Below are 16,095 nucleotides of genomic sequence, written 5' to 3'. Positions count from 1 at the left end.
CTAACAATTAGGTTGTTAGATAGTCGCAAGAAACTTGCACTTATCTGTATCGATGATAGAGCTAAAGACCTAAAAACCAGTCTGGTTCAACTGTTACTTTTTCAACCAGCTCTGTTTTAACACCTAAACTAAGTTCTTTGAGCTTATCGGCTAACTGATCACCATCGACCAAGTCAATCGGAGCAACGCCATCACGGTTGGCTTCTTCAATGGCTGCTTTTGTAAAACTGCCAGTGGTAATAAACATGCCACGATCAGCTCTTCCAACGGTTGCGCCCCTAAAATCACGGATCTCGGGAGCCCCAACGGAACCTTTGTACTTTTTACACTGAAAAGCGATATGAAAGCTCATCAATCCATTGATTCTAGCGATGCCTTTACCATCGATGCCACCATCACCGGTACGGCCGGTGACTTCGACGTGAACAAAGCCTGATTCTCTGAGCATTCGTTGTGTAAGCCGCTCAAAGGCGTCAGGGCTCATTTCCTCAATTAGCACATGATGCAGTTTTTCACGCCAAAGCATAGCCTCTTCTGGGGAGTCATCGGACGACAGTTCTGGGGCCGATGGCGTAGTACTAGTCTGTTCAAGCTTGCGGTCCTGAGCTCTAACAAAATTAACAATTTCTCTGCTATCAATTTCCGGTTCCTGTCTGGCTTTATCTGTAAGTGCCCACACACCACGAGATGAATTTTCAAGGTATCCAGCTTTCTTGAGATAGGTTCTAGCCCAAGCTAACCGATATCCAACCTCAGTTTGGCTGCTTTTTTCAGGGTTATGCAGAACCGCCAAAGTATCCTCATCAAACTTCTCAAGCTCGACCACAGCCTCATAGATCTCATCGATGCGGCCCGATCCGCCAAGGTTAACAAGCGCTTTCATCAAAGGCAGCATTAGTTGATCGTAAGTCACCATTTTTCCAGCGCTCATTTGCTTTCACTCCATCCGTATGTCATCAGTTCAGTAAAATCTCGGCGCGAGAGTACGTTGGAGCAATCCCGCCAATCTTTTTCGGATGAAGACATGGTCTCGGTGTAGCGCAGGTCGAATCCATTGGCCTGTTTCTGGGCGTTGATATACTCATCCATTTTTTCGCCCATGGTTTCGATATCCTCAATCCATTCATCGCGAATGGTATCGGGCAGTGAGCCAAACAGGTTGTAGCGATCTTGCATTCGTTCGGACAGCTTCTCGTAAACTTTTTCGTCGACTGTTTGTTCGTTGACGAGGTTTAGCATGTCGACCTTTTCTCGCACTTGACCAAAGCGCTTGATTCGACCGATACGTTGTTCTAAACGAGTAGGGTTCCATGGCAGGTCGATATTGATCAAGGTACCGAGTGTCTGAAGGTTTAAACCTTCGCAAGCGGCATCGGTGGCGACCATGATTTCAAGCTGGTGCTCGGCCACCATGCGTTTCAGTGTTTCCCGTTCAATATTGACGCTGTCACCCTTTTGGTACAGCCGACTGCGACCTGCGCCGGCATACAGGCCTACCGCTTGGTCTGGGTAACGCTCGGCGAGCGAATCTGCAACCCACTTGGCCGTGTCGTAGTACTGGCTAAAAATAATGACGCCAAACTTCAGCCACTTCTCTTTTTCGAGGTAATGGATTACTGCGTTGAGCTTTGGGTCTTCTTCAATGCGCTCAAGCCGGGCGATCATTCGTTCGAGAACGGCAATTTCATCCGGGCTTTCGGCTTTAACCTCTATCAGCTGCTCGTCACTTTCCTCACGAACAGTTCGGCCTTCCAGCAGCATTCGAGCTGTGTTTAGTCCAGCCGCAATACTTGAGCAAATCCGTTGCTCCATCAGGTTTTTCATAAACCCGCTGCCTTTGCCACTTTGCGCAAGAGCCTTCCCGAAGTGCCGCGCTTCGGCGTAGGCTTGTCTGAAATCCTCGCTTGTACGCAGAGCTTTACCCTCGAACAAGCTGTTAAATTGGTGGATTTCCTTCGACAACTCCCGGTCGGGATGCAAGTCGACGCCTATGCGTGGTAAAAGTCCGGCATCTTCGAGCGTTACACGTTTACGTAAAACGACATGACGGATAAATGGATTTTCCCGCTGAAAAAAACTGGCACCCGATATATTTCGATCCAGTTCATCTTCAAGGTATTCCAGCGAGTCATCGGACAAATCAGAGAGCGTGCTCTTAATGTCCCACTTGTCGTTCTGATTAATTAATCCAAGATCCTGACGAAGAGAGCTGAATAAGCGGCGTGCGAACTGCTCGTTAGTTGAATCGACGACGGGCAGTGGTGAGCGAAGCAGTTCCCAGGCGAAGCTCGGCTCGGTAACGCGCTGCTCACCAGATAAAATAGGCAGCACCTCCGGTGGACGGTGCCATTTGGCAAAGTCGTTGCCTAGTACGAAATTGCCACTGCCCTGATGTAGGATACCAATCAAGTCCCACAAATCTTCGGGGCGGGTTTGTATAGGTGTCGCCGTACCCAGAATGACATGGTCTGATCGCGCAGCAATCTCGCGCATAAAGGCTAGTAATTCATTGTGGGTGCCGGCGTCTTTGCCGAAACCCTGCCGACTGCGCGCCTTATGGGCTTCATCCAATATAGACACGCCAAAGCGCAACCCCAGCAGATGCTGCTTTTCTAAAGAATCGCGCATCATTAGCCCGGTGGATACGATGCCAACGCGCAGCGGACACTTGGCAATATGCTCTTGCCCTGAAGGAGAAATAATTCGTCCTTCAGGGTCCAGCCATGCTTTCTTTTGGGTTTGCCAGCGGGCACAGGGAATGCCCAGCTTATCAATCATTTCTACTTGCCACTGCTCGCAGAGGGTCGCTGGGGCGAAAATGATGACGGGCTTACGCTTCTTGCTATCTCTGTCGCTCAGCAAACACAGCGAAAGCGCCGCAGTGGCCATGGATAGGGTTTTACCCAGGCCAACCTCATCAGCAATCAGTAAACGCACAATACCGTGGTTGTGATAATGGCGAACGCACTCGCTGACAAAGCCTTGTTGCCAGGGCTGCAAAGAGAAACCTTGGCGATACAATGGGGACTCAATCAGCGCAGCGGGTGCAATATCATCGTCTTCGACGATATCTTCAAACAGCACCTCTCTGCGATAGCCACGGCGCTTCACCTCTCGGATCACTGCTTCAGGTAATGGACGAGCAGCATTCCACAAATACTCAAACTCCTGCTCAATCCACTGCACACCTTCCGGTGATTCGTCTTCCCAAAGAATTTCATAGTGACGTTGCCAGCCGCTGCTGGTCTCGTTCATGGAGCCAATGAAGCCAATTTTTTTGCCGTCGGCTAGCTCAATAACCCCCGCTTTGCCATGCAGAAAACCGCAAATGCTGTCTGGGGCAACGCGGATGACCTGACCATGCTTGGCGAGGAAGCTGTCCAGACGGCGATAGCGGTCACGGTTAAGTAAGCTTTCGGCTTCAATATCCCGCTCATTCCAGCGGCCGATCATCTTCGACTCACGCAGCTGAGCCACCTTCAGGTCGTCGGGATGGATATCCACATTACAGACGATTTTCACATCGGGGATGGACTCAATCAGCTCGTTGGCCACTTCAAACAGCGAGCTAGTAAAGTAACCCGCAATACGCTTATAGCTGCGAGCACCTTTCAGGTACTCTAGTAAAAAGCTACTGTCGAGCCTATGGGTGCGCGATGAAAATCGACGAATGCTCATTGCTGCGGAATCTCCATGCCTTTCTTTATACCCAGTTGTCACTCAACTAATCGTTTCATTGGGCTCTCATATTTATTGGTGCCACTATCACTGCCCGAGCACACGCATATTCTTCAATCGCGCACCTAACACTTCAGCGGAATCGCGAGTGACTTTTTCTGGGGCCTTTTTCTCAATAAAGGTCAGCATGTCGATCAGTATTGGCCGCACTTCCATAAAGTCGGGCAAATCCGCTTGCAGCTGACTGATAACCGTCTGCGGTTCCTTCTCGTTGAGGATCTGTTGCAAACCAATAACCAGGTGACCCAGCCAAGTGGAGCCGATTTCAGTGCTATCTGTCAGGTCGCGAGAGGCAAACTCAGGGATCCGCTTCAGTTGTGCCTTGTTGGCAGTCATATTGCCCATTACCCGGCCGTAATCTTCAACGCGGAAGGCTTTGGCAAAGTTCTGGTAGTTGTCGAGCTTAGAGGCGCCGGTGGTTTCAATGTCCATCATGCGCAAATAGAAGCGCTGAATGCCGTTGATCTTTTGCCAAGTATCGGCAGACAAACCTTCCGGCACCAGCAAGCTGTTTGCGGCTTCAGCGGCTTGTTGCACGATCTCATCCACAACCGTCACTTCACCCTTGGTGCGTGGCCGCAGGGCAAAGCTGGTAACATCTTCACCGCCAATATGGGTATAGGAGGTCAGCACTTTGAGAGCCGCCGCATAACCGGCCATTTGCAGATCGGAATCGTTAAAGACTGGTTCACCCAGCTTGTCTTTCACTTCGTCGTTGAGGTGCATCATGGTTTCGATCTGGCGTTTTACTTCCGCGCGTACAGCAGGGAGCAGTCGTTGTTTGAAACCCGCGTTTTCACCGACAGGCCGCTTACGCAGCATCAGTATCACTGTACCTTGTACATAACCGCCTTTTTTCAGCTCGGTACTGGTCTCCGTGGCGATGTACCATGCGCCAACCACCTGCAAACCGGAGGCCCAGAAAATACCAATCATGTCCGACCAAACGCCGGTATCCTGGTGGGTGAACATTACGCATTGCATGCCATTGTCGGGCATATGGTCTGCCATGGCTTTATAGGCCTTGACCATACCTTTGCGAAAGTCGTCACCAGAGCCCTTGATGGCTAAGGCGCGGCGCGAATCCCAGGTCCATTCATCAAATGGTTTGGGTGGATTCTTACGTAGCCATGCGATGAAGTACTCAGTGATTTCGTGATAATGAACAGCATCGGCATAAGGAGGATCAGTGATGTAAACGTCGTTCGACTCAGTTAATGCCGATGCTTCATGATTTTTAATTTTTACAGTTACATCAGGAATTGGCGCATTGGCAAAACCAAATGATCGCCCAGCCTCATGACTGGTAAAGCAGCGGATACCGTAATTAAAAAATGTATTAAGAGCTTGGTTATAAAAAACGTTGTTAGTCTTTTCCCAATGAATCATCCAGTTGGCAATTCGCGCATTCCAGTCCAGTGTCTTCGCGTTAAAAATGTAGTCTTCTGGAGTGGAGTTTTTGAAATACAACGCGAACAGTAAAAGTTGCCTCCCATTAAAAAGATGATGCCAATAGGTCCATCCCCTTTCCCTGATGGGTTGTGTAGTGTTGTATCCAGGCTCAATTTTCATGTCTGGGATAAGGCCAGATTGCTGCCAAGCTTCGATATTCTTCCGAACAATATCGTTAACTAAGGCCTCCCGTTCTAAATCTTTTTCAGTGACACCTGTAAAAAATGTTTCTTGGCGGCTCTGATCTAAAGTGTCTTTGGTTATCCAATGGATGGCATAGAGTCGCTCTTGAAAAATGTCGTCCGTACGCGGAGCAAAATCTTCTTTCTCCCAAAGACGAAGTCGGTTTTTCGTATTTCCATCAGAGTCTTTATAGTCGCCTCTCAGGGTTTTTATTGGAGTTCGATAGGTTTTTCCATCCAGCTCATACACCAAAGCGCCATCTCTTACGGTACCTTGATCTGCCGCTTTCATTTCAGCAGCACTGGCGTTTGTAACCACTTCAATATTGAAGCGCTTATGATCGTGATCGGGAACCAGTTTTGCGATGACATTCTTTAACTTGGAAATAACCCAGCTCGGAGACATTGGCACCATCCAGCCGGTTTCTGGGCATTTGGTTTCCAAGCAATACAGGTACGACTTTGCACGATTACCGTGGTGGTCGTGTTCAATGCCTAGAGCAGTTATTTCTTGATCGACAATGTTTGCCACGTTTTTCTGGGCGGCTTCAATTTCTTGCTTTCTTTCTGGTGAGGCGCCGATCACATTCATAGCGCCCCAGGTCAGCATAAGTGCAACTGGGTTTAAATCAGATGCATATACATCGCATCCTAATCTGGCTGCTTCAAACGGAATTGAGCCACCACCACTGAAAGTGTCGGCTACTTTGGGACGGTGCCCATAGCGAAGTTGACCAAGCTGCTCTATCAGTTCTTGATGTGATTTGGACTTAATGCTGAGGCTTTGATAGTGTCGATTGACGCTGGACCAAATGTGTTCATAGAGCCACTCCTGATCTACTTCTTCCGGTCTTTTGCAAAGACTTGCCTTTGCCTCGTAGCCTTCGACGGTTTCTAAATAGTCACGATAAATAGCGAGCTTTTCATTCTCTTCAATGTCGCGACGCCAGCGCAGCTTTAAACCGAGCGCATCGCTATTGATGGGAAACTGCAGAGTATCAATATCATTGAAATTAGCGTCAGTGACTTTGACGTTGTGACTAAAGTAATCCCAGGGATTGTGCAGCTGAATGCGTGCTGCGATTTCTGCGGGTTTAATGTCATTTTGAATGAGCGCGCGCTTAGCGAGACTTTCGATATCAAAGCCCATCAGCATTTCGAATATTTCGAGATCTTTTTCAGTGTCTTCGGTTTGAGGTAGCAGCGTGCCGAGCACTACGGAGCGAACAAGGATCAGCGGCTTTCTACCTTTCCAGTAGGACCCCAAACCTGTAAGCGTTTGACCAAGATTGGCTTTGCGTTCTTTTTGCGCTTCGAATGATATTTTCTGCGCGGGATAGACCGCTTCAATGAGTGCGGGCGCATCCTTGAGTGCGAATGGTGTTAGTTCTGTCATTTAATATTCGTCTCCAAACATACTGAGCAAATGCTGATTTCTTGCTCCCGCTGTTTTTCGTTTAATTTTATATTCTTCAAAAGCCAAAAGTGTTTTCTAGCTATTGCAACGGCGGTTGTTCAGGCCTTTTTGCCATAGCCTAAATCTTTTAGGCTATGGCCTTGCAAATCTTTCCATGCATCCATGCCGCTGCGCGGATTACCAGCTATTACACAAGCGGCAGCACTGGGGCTTTTGAACAAATAATCTTGTGAGAAAGAATAAACTTCTCCTTGTTGAAGCAATATTCCTTGTTCAAGCATCTGTTGGCGTAAATCTCTAATAGCAGGACGTAATGATTTGGCCATTGCGATGTTTGCGGTAGACCCCTTTTTCACTAAAAACTCAGGGCTACTCTTATTGCCAACAGGAAGTCCGATCGCTTTGGCATGCTTTGCTTCAAACAGAAATAAGTTTTCTTCGCCTATCGCTAAATCATCTTGGTCAAGTTTGGTGCTTGCATGAGCTAATGGCAGCAAAGGGTTGCCATTCTCAGACGAGACATGAAGCAATAAGCCTGAACCATTATTTAGTTGCTTATCGCTATAGGTTTCTGATGTTTCTTTAATATCTTGTGATCGTGTTACTTCACGAGAATAATTTGCATCTTTGTTTTGGGAAAATTCTACCTGTTCAGCCTGAACAATATCACCTAGGGCATGACGCAGTGCAATACGCCAACCGACGTCACGGTCATCTGCAGATCCTGTGCTTCTTGCTGTCATGCCGAATAACCACCAGCGTTCTTCCGGTACTAATGCCAACCAATTACGCACAGCAACTGGAATATTTTCAACATCCATTCCTTCAATGGCCCATGCTAGAACACATAGCTCTTTGCCCAAAAGGCGATCAACGACGTTTTCTCCTGCTTGCCATGTGCTTGTACTTAAGCCATAGCTTTTCAGCCTAACGTTAAATGTACGCTGAACTTCTGAGCGTATAGCCGTCCAACGGGAACGATCAAGTAATACCCTTTCAATCACGGCAAACTCGTCACTCTGGGCTTGTAAACCAAGGTACTCATTGATTTGCACTTGACCACTATTTGATTTGGGAATGATAACTTTAAAGTGATGCGGATCGCTTGTAGCGGGCACACCAAAGCCCAGCGTCACATGCTTCACCGCTGTATTGCTTGTCTTTGATGGTGCCTTTGCCATATTTATTGCCTCTATTTCTTCAAACGTGTCGCTCAAATGCGACGCTTACTCGTCCTGAGCAATGTCTCCAGGTTTTAACTCAATACCAACTAATTTGGCGAACTCTTTTGCTTCAAAGCCGTTCTCAAAATCGATGCCGTCTCTGACTGCAATTGAGACATTGGCATCTGCTTCATTCAGTACATCGCGCAGGCTATTAACGGTCGCCTCGATCATAGCGGCGGTGATCTGCCGTTCGCCAAAGCGAATACCCACAGTGTTTTCACCTTCGCCAATCTCGATACGTACACCTTTGAAACGGGTGTTGGCCTGGTCTTTAAAGCGGTTAATAACCGTGAAGACTTTGTCCGTTGTATCCAGTGGAACACGCTTGCCGCTGTTCAGGCGCGCGGGCTTGGAGTCATCAATCTGGACTGTTTTATCGCCGCTATGTGGGATCTGGAAGTCGGCTGTTTTGGTTGCTTCACCTGACTTTGCATAAACCAGCAATCGGGCCGCTTCCGAACCCACTTCGAACGGAGCGGTGTAGTGTTGCCCGTCTTTGGGGTTTGAACCATCCAACGTGTAGAACATGTCGGCTTTCGGTGTGCACTGTAGGGTGACCTTACGCTTATCGGCGGATGGTTCAATCTGGTGTCGCACCTTAAGGTCTGCCACCCAGCGGATGGCTGGTCCAGTCTCGTATTTTCCTGTCGGATCGGCGACCTTGAAATACAGCGTGCCTTCCGCAGTGCTGAAGTTTTCCAGATCGTCAATCTTAGGGTCGGTCTCGAGAACTTCAGGTTTGGTTGAGTAATAGATAACCGGACTCTCACCCGCATTACGCGGTGTTAGGCTGATTAGCGACTCTCCCGTATCTGGGCTGGTTCCCAACAGCGAGACGTTGACACTGGTTTTCTCTTTCGGGAATGGGCCTTTTTCAATATATCCGTCTTCGCCCAAGCGCCAGCGACCTTGTTTCAGGGCCTCGGTTTTTAAAGTATCCATGCCACCGCTACCCGGCATCCAAGGCCAGCCCGGATTGCATTTGGCGCGGTTGACGACATCTTTCCATGGGGTGCGACGGTTGTTCGCACCAGAAGGCCACAGTTCAGATTCGGCCATAGCGAAGTACTGCCCGAAGTCATCTTTCAGATCAGCGGCCAGTTTGTAGTTAGCCCGTGGGTCAGCCATCAGGTTTTCGATTTGTACTTCAGCTGATTGATCACCTTCACCCACTTTCAAACCATTGTCTATGGTAACTTTGAGCAGTCGTTCAGAGCCATCGATCTCATCTATACCAGGGAAAAGAATGGTGTTGTAAGCGGCGGAAAGTGCCTTGGTAAAGCGGCCTTCCGCTTCTTCGAGTCGGTCTCGAGCTTCTTCAAATAAAGTGTCGCCAGACTTGAGACGTTTCTCTATCTGCTCAATAGCATAGAGCTCGCGCAAGCGTTCTTCCACCGCATCGGCCATGATGCTGTCTTGGCCAGTAAGCACCAATAGATTGTTTTTTTCTTGCTGGAACTCGAAGAAGTTGATGAGTTCATTAGGTGGTACTTTGCCATCTGGCTTTATCACAATCAGTACACGAGGACCACTCAACTTGAGTTCGTCCATACGCGGAAGAATCTGAACCTCCTGATAAACGTTGCGTCGATTAGGTTGAAGAATTCCCTTGAGCCGGTTAATCAGAGCTTGATCAATTTTGGGCTGGGGAATTTCCTTAGCGTTACGCTCTATCTGGCGAGAGAGGTTTTCGGTTTCTTTAATAAAGAAACGCTGGTCTTCACGGTGTAAGTACCAAGCTTGCTCACGCAGCTTTTGAAGGGCTTCTAAGAATTCATCAGCTTTACGGTTAGGCGCAGCCAAGAATTCAATTACTTCACTTTCTGACAGGCCAATGCGCCCTCCCACAGCACGTGATAGTGAAGATGCCAATAGCAGTGTCATTAATTGACTGGCGGCATCGTTGCTTTGTTCGGCATCGATGCTTTCCGCAATGGAATCACCTTTATCTGCAATATCTTTAGTAACAGCTGGAATCAGTTTTGGCGAGATACGTTCAATCTCGTCTTTGACTTGTTCGTCATTTAGGTCTAGATGCTGAGTGCCTACTAGAAATACGTCATCTGTTTGGCGTTGCTCGACGCTTTTCAGCAGGCGAGCGGTAAACTGCATCAAGCCGCGTGTTTGACGGAAGCCTTCATTTTCTTTAAAAAGCGCAACCAAGTGCTTGAACGATGGGTGGAAGGGATAGGTCTCTCTAACCTGTTCGGCAATTTGCTCGATGCTGGATGCAATGATGTAGCCACCGTCTTCCGCTTTCTTTACTTGCTGCGCATATTCCTCAGCGACATCGCTGATAGTTTGCTCGTCCGGCAGTTCATCAATAAGACGCTTCTTTAAAATTTCATAAATTTCATTACCTGACAGTTGCACCGGGGTAATGGTCATCGACTGCCTGCGGGTTTCTTGCTGCAGATTAGAAATAGCTTCTTTTAGTGTTTTGGTTTGCGCACCATAGCTACCAGATAGGTTGGCAATGACGATACAGCAGTTAGGCAGCTCAAGTGCTGCACTCATCAGCGTACTTAGACTGTAAACCACCATATTTGCCAAGGTGCCTGAACCATATACTTGGGTGCTAGCGTTATCGAGGTAAGGTGGCAACTCGTCGATCATAATCAGCGTGGGAGTATCACCGATTATCTCTTTCCATTTTTGCTGGTCAACGGATTTAGGTCCATTGATCCAATGAGGTTTTATTTTCTCTGCTTCGCCTAGTTGAGTAGCAATTTCGCCCCAGATGTAGTTGTCGGGGTTATTACGACCATTAAAAGCAGCAATTCGAGCATTGCCAAAATCCAGTCGCTCGCTTAAATCAGCAGGTAACACATCAGGGCGCAGATGGGCATGCTTTGCCAGCAAGCCTAGGGCAATCATCATGTGGGTTTTACCACCACCCATGGCTTGGGTGAGTTCAAACACTGCCTGGTCTGATTTGCCTGATAGGCGAAGCATACCCTCGCGGAAGAGTTGCTCCATACCATGAGTAACATAGTTGCGAGAGAAGAACTCTTTACCATCACCTGCGTCGTTAATGAGATCAGCCAGGTTCTCAATTCCCTGGCTCATTCGGTAATCCTGAATGACAGGATTAAAACGACACGCCTGCTTAACTGTCTTGATCATGCTTAACGCTCCCACGTTGATCTGAATCTTGGGCTTGCTCTATGGCTATACCATTTTTATCGCAATGCTCGCGTATGAGAACTTCTATCATGTTAGCGATAGAACGATGTTCCGCTTGCGCAGCTGCTCTCAACGCCTCCTTTAAGCCAGGATCGACTCGGATGGTAAGCGTCGCAGTTTTGACGGTAGCCATTGCACTATCCCAAAATGCCTGCAAATGTACTGCATATTACATTACAGTATTGTAATCAACAAGGATAAAATTTACGGTGTAATTAACTTATAATTCCCTATTTTTATTATTTTTTTGGAATAAACCATCACACCAGTATTGTTATATTTATCCTTGATAGACATCTCCCGAATGCGCCTGGCGACTTCTGCCTGTGCTGGTAGCAAAGGCAACATCCCTTCAGCAATCGCGTCCGGTGCAGACTCTTGGCCACAGGACATCAAGTGCTTCCATGGATCTTTAATAAAGCGCTCAAACGTAATGCCAAATTCAATGATGCGGGCAGAGACGAAGATTTCGCCCCAGTATTCAATGTAGGTGTCTTGGTACATGGAAAGATTCCTCTTATTGGTTAAACCATGAGTTCACTTTCCATTTTCCAGAGATTTTCAAATATGCAAGGGGCTATGACAAAGCTTTAAATCGATTGCGGGCATCTTTGTAGTCATAGTGGGCATGTTCTGAGCCACGATGGTACAAATCATCCAGATAAGTTTGTTCCTGCGGCAACTCGTCTTCGCTGATTTCGCGCCACCAATGTTTGTTGGCACCTTTAACACCATCATGCCATCGGTAACCACGCTCTTTTAAATAGTCCTTTACGTCAAACGGCGCACCAAACGCACGAACTAACACAGTTCGCCTGTCTGCTTCAGACAACAAGTTTGCAACGGACTCGGGCAACAAATGAAACAACCAGGCCATCGCCAAACAATCGGTTGCAGCTCGGTGTCCTTCATAGAACCAACCTAAGCGAAGCAGCAGGTACTCAAGTTTTCGACTTTCAAAACCCAGCGCCTTCCAATCTATGCCACTGGCTGAACAGGCCCAAGATAGATGTCCTAATGCAGCAAACCGCTTTTCAAAGAAAGGACGATCAAACTGTGCATTGTGTGCAACCACCAGCGGATCATCGGATAACCAACTCGCTACCAGTGAATCATCAATGTGCTGGCCTTGCACCATATCATCGGTGATACCGGTTAACTCGGTAATCAGCTCGGGGATTGGCTTGCCGGGCTCTTCATACAAGCTGATCACATCAACAATCGACACAATCCGCTGAGCAGAGGGGCTGTAAAGCACCTTAACCATACCAAGCTCAATAATGGACTCATCATCGGCAGACAGTCCGGTTGTCTCTGTATCGAGCAGCACCATTGGCTGTTCATCACCGACCATAGGAGAAAGTTCAAGTGGCCAAGTCTGCGGCTCACGCGTTAATGGAATGCGCTCCAGCAATCTAAAATCTTCTGGTCTTTCTGGGATATCCGCGAGGCGCTCTAGCGGAAATGGCGCAGGGGCTCTTGTCATTGATGGTTCCTCTTCAATTCTATTGTTCGCTTTGGGTTATTTCACTGTGCCACAGGTTGTACAAAATGCACCTTGGATACCTCAGCGTTTTTTTAATCTTTCTACTGGGTGAACCTATGTGTGAAGGCTTTGCCTAAGCCTTTCAGAAAGCCTTAGCTAAACCGTTTAGGTAACCCTTACCGATACCCTTCAAGTTTGGCTTAGCCAACCCCTTTTCAAAGGCTATGTCCCAATTACGTGTTGCATGGGGTGCCCTAGTGCCTCATGTAAACACGCTTTAATACTTACCGCCTTGCCATAACGCTCCAGCATCCTCCGCCAACCCAGATAGTTATTCAGGTAATGGGTCGCTACACCATGAAACCGGGCCATCCACGCCTTCAATCGATGGTGATATCCGTTTACATGTTGAATGTGATACGCCCCCCTGACGCGTTCACCTGCACGATTGCGTACGACTTTATGGGTTATCCCCTGCGTTTTGCTGAAGCGGGCATATACGCTTGCACCATCACTGCATAGCACCGCATCCGCTGAAATCAGGGGCGTTAAGGCAACGATGACGCTTTTTGCATCCATTTTTTCTAATAGGAAGTCAGCATGGTGACCTGACCGGTCTTGTACCACCATCACCGGAATGTAATCAGGCCCTGTACCACGGGTTCGTCCCTTACCTCCTCGACGCCGTGCTGGACGTGGTAATTTGCGCTGGCCTTTGAACGACTCCAGGAAGAAGGTCTCATCCACTTCCACGATACCCTCTTCTTGCGTCGCCTGATGAAGAGCCATCGCGCGTAAAAATCGATGACGCCAAAGAAAGGCTGTATTCTTGCTAATTCCACAGCGAAGAGCGGCTTGACGAACAGTCAGCCCTTCAATGAGTGCTTGAGCATACGCTTCCCAGCAATGTGCTTTACGTAATCTCGTCAGAGGTGTCTTAGTGAGAATGGTGCAGGTGTGTAAGCAGAGATTGCTGCGATAGCGGCGTAGTCCTCGACTCCAGCCCCAAGGGGCAAGATGTTCGGCATCGGCCTGACAATGAGGGCAGATACGGCATACGGGTAATGGGGTATAGGGCGCGGTACTTGAACGAGACTCGCTGAGCTCATGTCGCGCAATCCGACGTTGGCGTAAGGTGAGTTGCGGGAAGAGGGATAACAGGTGTTGAAAGGCTGGGGTATCCATAACGGTAAACCTCAACGTAATAGCCTACTTCAAGTTTAGCCTTTCAACACGTAATTGGGACATAGCCTTTTCAAACGGTTGAAAAAGGCTTGAACTGAGTTCGACTGAGCATTTTAATGATGCTCCTGACTTCGCTTTAAGCCAGTAAATTCAATACGAAGCAGAATTTTACTAACTGTTTTTAAACCCTTTGCAAAGAGTTCAACAAGCCTTGTTTGACGGTTACTTGACCCATGCGTTAACCAGTAGCAGTAACAGGATCAGTAACAGAAACAAGAGCAGTAGGCAGAAGCAGTATTGTCCAAGCCTTGCAGGCTTTGACGAGGGCGAGCAATCCCCACATCAAGCTTTTCAACACAAAAAAGAAATCACCTACAACACAGCGTCTTACTCGAACAACTACAGTTTTACCTACAATTTTACTTGTAGAAATCAGCATAGCATTAGATACTGTATAAACAAACAGTATCAATTGTGATTTTTCGAGGTTCGTCATGAGTGTCTCGCTGATAGGCCGTAGCGGCGCACTTGCCTTCATCAAAGCCAAGCGCCTTCGTATTCCATTGTTCATGGAACGTGTTTCTGCTGGTTTTCCCTCCCCAGCGCAGGATTATGTTGAGCAAACGCTTGACCTCAACGAGCTGTGCATCAAGCGACCAGCTGCAACGTTCTTTGTGCGTGTTGAAGGTGATTCAATGATTGATGCCGGGATTCACCCAGATGATATTTTGGTGGTTGATCGCTCTGTCCAAGCAGAACACGGTGACATTGTCATCGCTGGTATCCATGGTGAACTCACGGTAAAGGAGCTTCAACTAAGGCCGTGCGTCATGCTGATCCCAAGAAACCAGGTGTATGAGCCCATTCATATTCCTGAAGGGACAGAGTTAGAGATATTTGGTGTGGTCACCAATGTGGTGCGAAACATGCGCCGTAAGTCGTGACTATCCCATGCCTGTATTTGCCTTGGTGGACTGCAACAACTTTTACGCCAGTTGTGAGAAGCTGTTTCGTCCTGATTTAAAAGATACGCCGGTTGTGGTGCTGTCCAACAATGACGGCTGCGTGGTTGCACGCTCGCGTGAAGCTAAGTTACTCGGTATTAAAATGGGCGTACCCGTTTTTCAAATCAAAGCTGAAATGCAGCGCCATGGTATTTTGGCATTCTCGTCCAATTACGCGCTGTACGCAGATTTGAGCAGTCGAGTGATGCGCACTTTGGAGGAGATGGCACCACGAGTAGAGGTCTACTCCATTGACGAAGCGTTTCTGGATTTAACCGGTATTGAGTCTGCCATATCCCTTGTCGAGTTCGGACAACAAGTGCGAGAGCGCATAGGCCACTGGATTGGGATCACCGTCTGTGTAGGCATTGCACCGACTAAAACACTCGCCAAGCTGGCTAACCATGCCGCCAAGAAATATCCCGCCACTCAGGGGGTTGTAGATCTAACCAATCCAGATCGGCAACGTCGATTGCTCGATTTAGTCCCGGTTGATGATGTTTGGGGCGTTGGTAGACGGCTTTCTAAGCGTTTAAATGCGTTGGGTATCACCACAGCCTTAGACCTAGCCAATGCCTCCCCTAGAGCCATCAGAGACCAGTTTTCAGTGGTTTTAGAGAGAACCGTCAGAGAGCTCAATGGTGAGTCGTGCATTGAACTTGAAGAGATCCCGCCAACTAAGAAACAAATCGTCTGTAGCCGTTCATTTGGCGTAAAAGTAACGCAATTTGAATTGTTACGTGAAGCTATATGCGAATACGCAACCCGCGCCACTGAGAAGCTTCGCAAAGAACAGCAGCAAGCCAAAGTGCTGACCGTGTTCATACGTACCAGCCCCTTTAAGGACAACGAGCCGCAATACAGCAACTCCGCATCGGGCGAGTTGTTGATACCCAGTTGTGATACGAGGGATTTTATCGAGCTGGCCAGTCACTTACTCAAGCGGATATGGAAGGATGGTTTTCGTTATGCCAAAGCGGGCGTCATGCTGTCTGACTTTTACGATCCTGGCATGTTTCAACCAGGACTATTCGATGACGTATCGACCCGCTCTAATAGCCAACAGTTAATGTCTGTATTGGACACCATTAACCAAAGCGGTGCAGGAAAGGTTTTCTTTGCTGGACAAGGACTCAAGAAAGATTGGTCGATGAAGCGAGAGCATTTGTCTCCCGCCTACACAACACGCTGGGACCAGTTGCCGCGAGTGAAGTAGCGC

At 48.1% G+C, this 16,095-nt stretch carries 12 protein-coding genes; 2 read left to right on the top strand and 10 right to left on the bottom strand.

Features of this window, described 5'->3' with window-relative positions:
* Positions 1-61 precede the first annotated feature (61 nt).
* The 10 genes from LPW36_RS04305 to LPW36_RS04260 form a co-directional block, all read right to left on the bottom strand.
* Positions 62-931 (bottom strand): restriction endonuclease, encoded by an 870-nt coding sequence (locus LPW36_RS04305; protein WP_230608236.1) that lies wholly within the window; start codon positions 929-931, stop codon positions 62-64.
* The gene (locus tag LPW36_RS04300; protein ID WP_230608235.1) at positions 928-3,678 is read right to left on the bottom strand and encodes a phospholipase D-like domain-containing anti-phage protein; all 2,751 of its coding nucleotides are present in this window, start codon (positions 3,676-3,678) and stop codon (positions 928-930) included. Before LPW36_RS04300 ends, LPW36_RS04305 begins: the two co-directional genes overlap by 4 nt.
* Before the next feature lie 87 nt (positions 3,679-3,765).
* Complete coding sequence (locus LPW36_RS04295; RefSeq protein WP_230608234.1) at positions 3,766-6,768, bottom strand: anti-phage-associated DUF1156 domain-containing protein; 3,003 nt, start codon at positions 6,766-6,768, stop codon at positions 3,766-3,768.
* A gap of 119 nt (positions 6,769-6,887) precedes the next feature.
* Complete coding sequence (locus LPW36_RS04290) at positions 6,888-7,970, bottom strand: anti-phage-associated DUF3780 domain-containing protein (protein WP_230608233.1); 1,083 nt, start codon at positions 7,968-7,970, stop codon at positions 6,888-6,890.
* A gap of 45 nt (positions 7,971-8,015) precedes the next feature.
* The gene (locus LPW36_RS04285; protein WP_230608232.1) at positions 8,016-11,141 is read right to left on the bottom strand and encodes an anti-phage-associated DUF499 domain-containing protein; all 3,126 of its coding nucleotides are present in this window, start codon (positions 11,139-11,141) and stop codon (positions 8,016-8,018) included.
* Positions 11,125-11,334 carry a type II toxin-antitoxin system antitoxin gene (locus LPW36_RS04280; protein WP_230608231.1) on the bottom strand — a complete coding sequence of 70 codons (210 nt, stop codon included), beginning with the start codon at positions 11,332-11,334 and terminating at the stop codon, positions 11,125-11,127. Before LPW36_RS04280 ends, LPW36_RS04285 begins: the two co-directional genes overlap by 17 nt.
* A gap of 71 nt (positions 11,335-11,405) precedes the next feature.
* Positions 11,406-11,705: a hypothetical protein gene (locus LPW36_RS04275; RefSeq protein WP_338085962.1), complete on the bottom strand. Its 300-nt coding sequence runs from the start codon at positions 11,703-11,705 to the stop codon at positions 11,406-11,408.
* A gap of 73 nt (positions 11,706-11,778) precedes the next feature.
* The gene (locus LPW36_RS04270) at positions 11,779-12,687 is read right to left on the bottom strand and encodes a 3'-5' exonuclease (protein ID WP_230608230.1); all 909 of its coding nucleotides are present in this window, start codon (positions 12,685-12,687) and stop codon (positions 11,779-11,781) included.
* 222 nt (positions 12,688-12,909) lie between these two features.
* A complete protein-coding gene (locus tag LPW36_RS04265; protein WP_230608229.1) occupies positions 12,910-13,872 on the bottom strand; it encodes an IS1595 family transposase in 963 nt (320 codons plus the stop codon).
* A gap of 238 nt (positions 13,873-14,110) precedes the next feature.
* Complete coding sequence (locus LPW36_RS04260) at positions 14,111-14,368, bottom strand: hypothetical protein (RefSeq protein ID WP_230608228.1); 258 nt, start codon at positions 14,366-14,368, stop codon at positions 14,111-14,113.
* Here LPW36_RS04260 and umuD point away from each other — a divergent pair.
* Both umuD and umuC read left to right on the top strand, forming a co-directional pair.
* A complete protein-coding gene (gene umuD / locus LPW36_RS04255) occupies positions 14,367-14,816 on the top strand; it encodes a translesion error-prone DNA polymerase V autoproteolytic subunit (RefSeq protein ID WP_007105028.1) in 450 nt (149 codons plus the stop codon). The genes LPW36_RS04260 and umuD overlap by 2 nt on opposite strands.
* Positions 14,817-14,823: 7 nt before the next feature.
* Positions 14,824-16,092, top strand: coding sequence for a translesion error-prone DNA polymerase V subunit UmuC (gene umuC, locus LPW36_RS04250; RefSeq protein ID WP_230608227.1), 1,269 nt, complete (start codon positions 14,824-14,826; stop codon positions 16,090-16,092).
* Positions 16,093-16,095: the final 3 nt, after the last annotated feature.

The organism is Limnobaculum eriocheiris (assembly GCF_021010575.1).
Lineage (GTDB): Bacteria > Pseudomonadota > Gammaproteobacteria > Enterobacterales > Enterobacteriaceae > Limnobaculum > Limnobaculum eriocheiris.
The sequence above is the reverse complement of the archived record's forward strand: the minus strand, read 5'-3'. Positions and strand labels throughout refer to the sequence as shown.

What these genes read in the sequence shown, in the direction of transcription:
- umuD (WP_007105028.1), top strand. Translation starts at nt 14,367, where the DNA reads ATGAGTGTCTCGCTGATAGGCCGTAGCGGCGCACTTGCCTTCATCAAA.
- LPW36_RS04280 (WP_230608231.1), bottom strand. Translation starts at nt 11,334, where the DNA reads ATGGCTACCGTCAAAACTGCGACGCTTACCATCCGAGTCGATCCTGGC.
- umuC (WP_230608227.1), top strand. Translation starts at nt 14,824, where the DNA reads ATGCCTGTATTTGCCTTGGTGGACTGCAACAACTTTTACGCCAGTTGT.
- LPW36_RS04270 (WP_230608230.1), bottom strand. Translation starts at nt 12,687, where the DNA reads ATGACAAGAGCCCCTGCGCCATTTCCGCTAGAGCGCCTCGCGGATATC.
- LPW36_RS04300 (WP_230608235.1), bottom strand. Translation starts at nt 3,678, where the DNA reads ATGAGCATTCGTCGATTTTCATCGCGCACCCATAGGCTCGACAGTAGC.
- LPW36_RS04260 (WP_230608228.1), bottom strand. Translation starts at nt 14,368, where the DNA reads ATGACGAACCTCGAAAAATCACAATTGATACTGTTTGTTTATACAGTA.
- LPW36_RS04285 (WP_230608232.1), bottom strand. Translation starts at nt 11,141, where the DNA reads ATGATCAAGACAGTTAAGCAGGCGTGTCGTTTTAATCCTGTCATTCAG.
- LPW36_RS04265 (WP_230608229.1), bottom strand. Translation starts at nt 13,872, where the DNA reads ATGGATACCCCAGCCTTTCAACACCTGTTATCCCTCTTCCCGCAACTC.
- LPW36_RS04305 (WP_230608236.1), bottom strand. Translation starts at nt 931, where the DNA reads ATGAGCGCTGGAAAAATGGTGACTTACGATCAACTAATGCTGCCTTTG.
- LPW36_RS04295 (WP_230608234.1), bottom strand. Translation starts at nt 6,768, where the DNA reads ATGACAGAACTAACACCATTCGCACTCAAGGATGCGCCCGCACTCATT.
- LPW36_RS04290 (WP_230608233.1), bottom strand. Translation starts at nt 7,970, where the DNA reads ATGGCAAAGGCACCATCAAAGACAAGCAATACAGCGGTGAAGCATGTG.
- LPW36_RS04275 (WP_338085962.1), bottom strand. Translation starts at nt 11,705, where the DNA reads ATGTACCAAGACACCTACATTGAATACTGGGGCGAAATCTTCGTCTCT.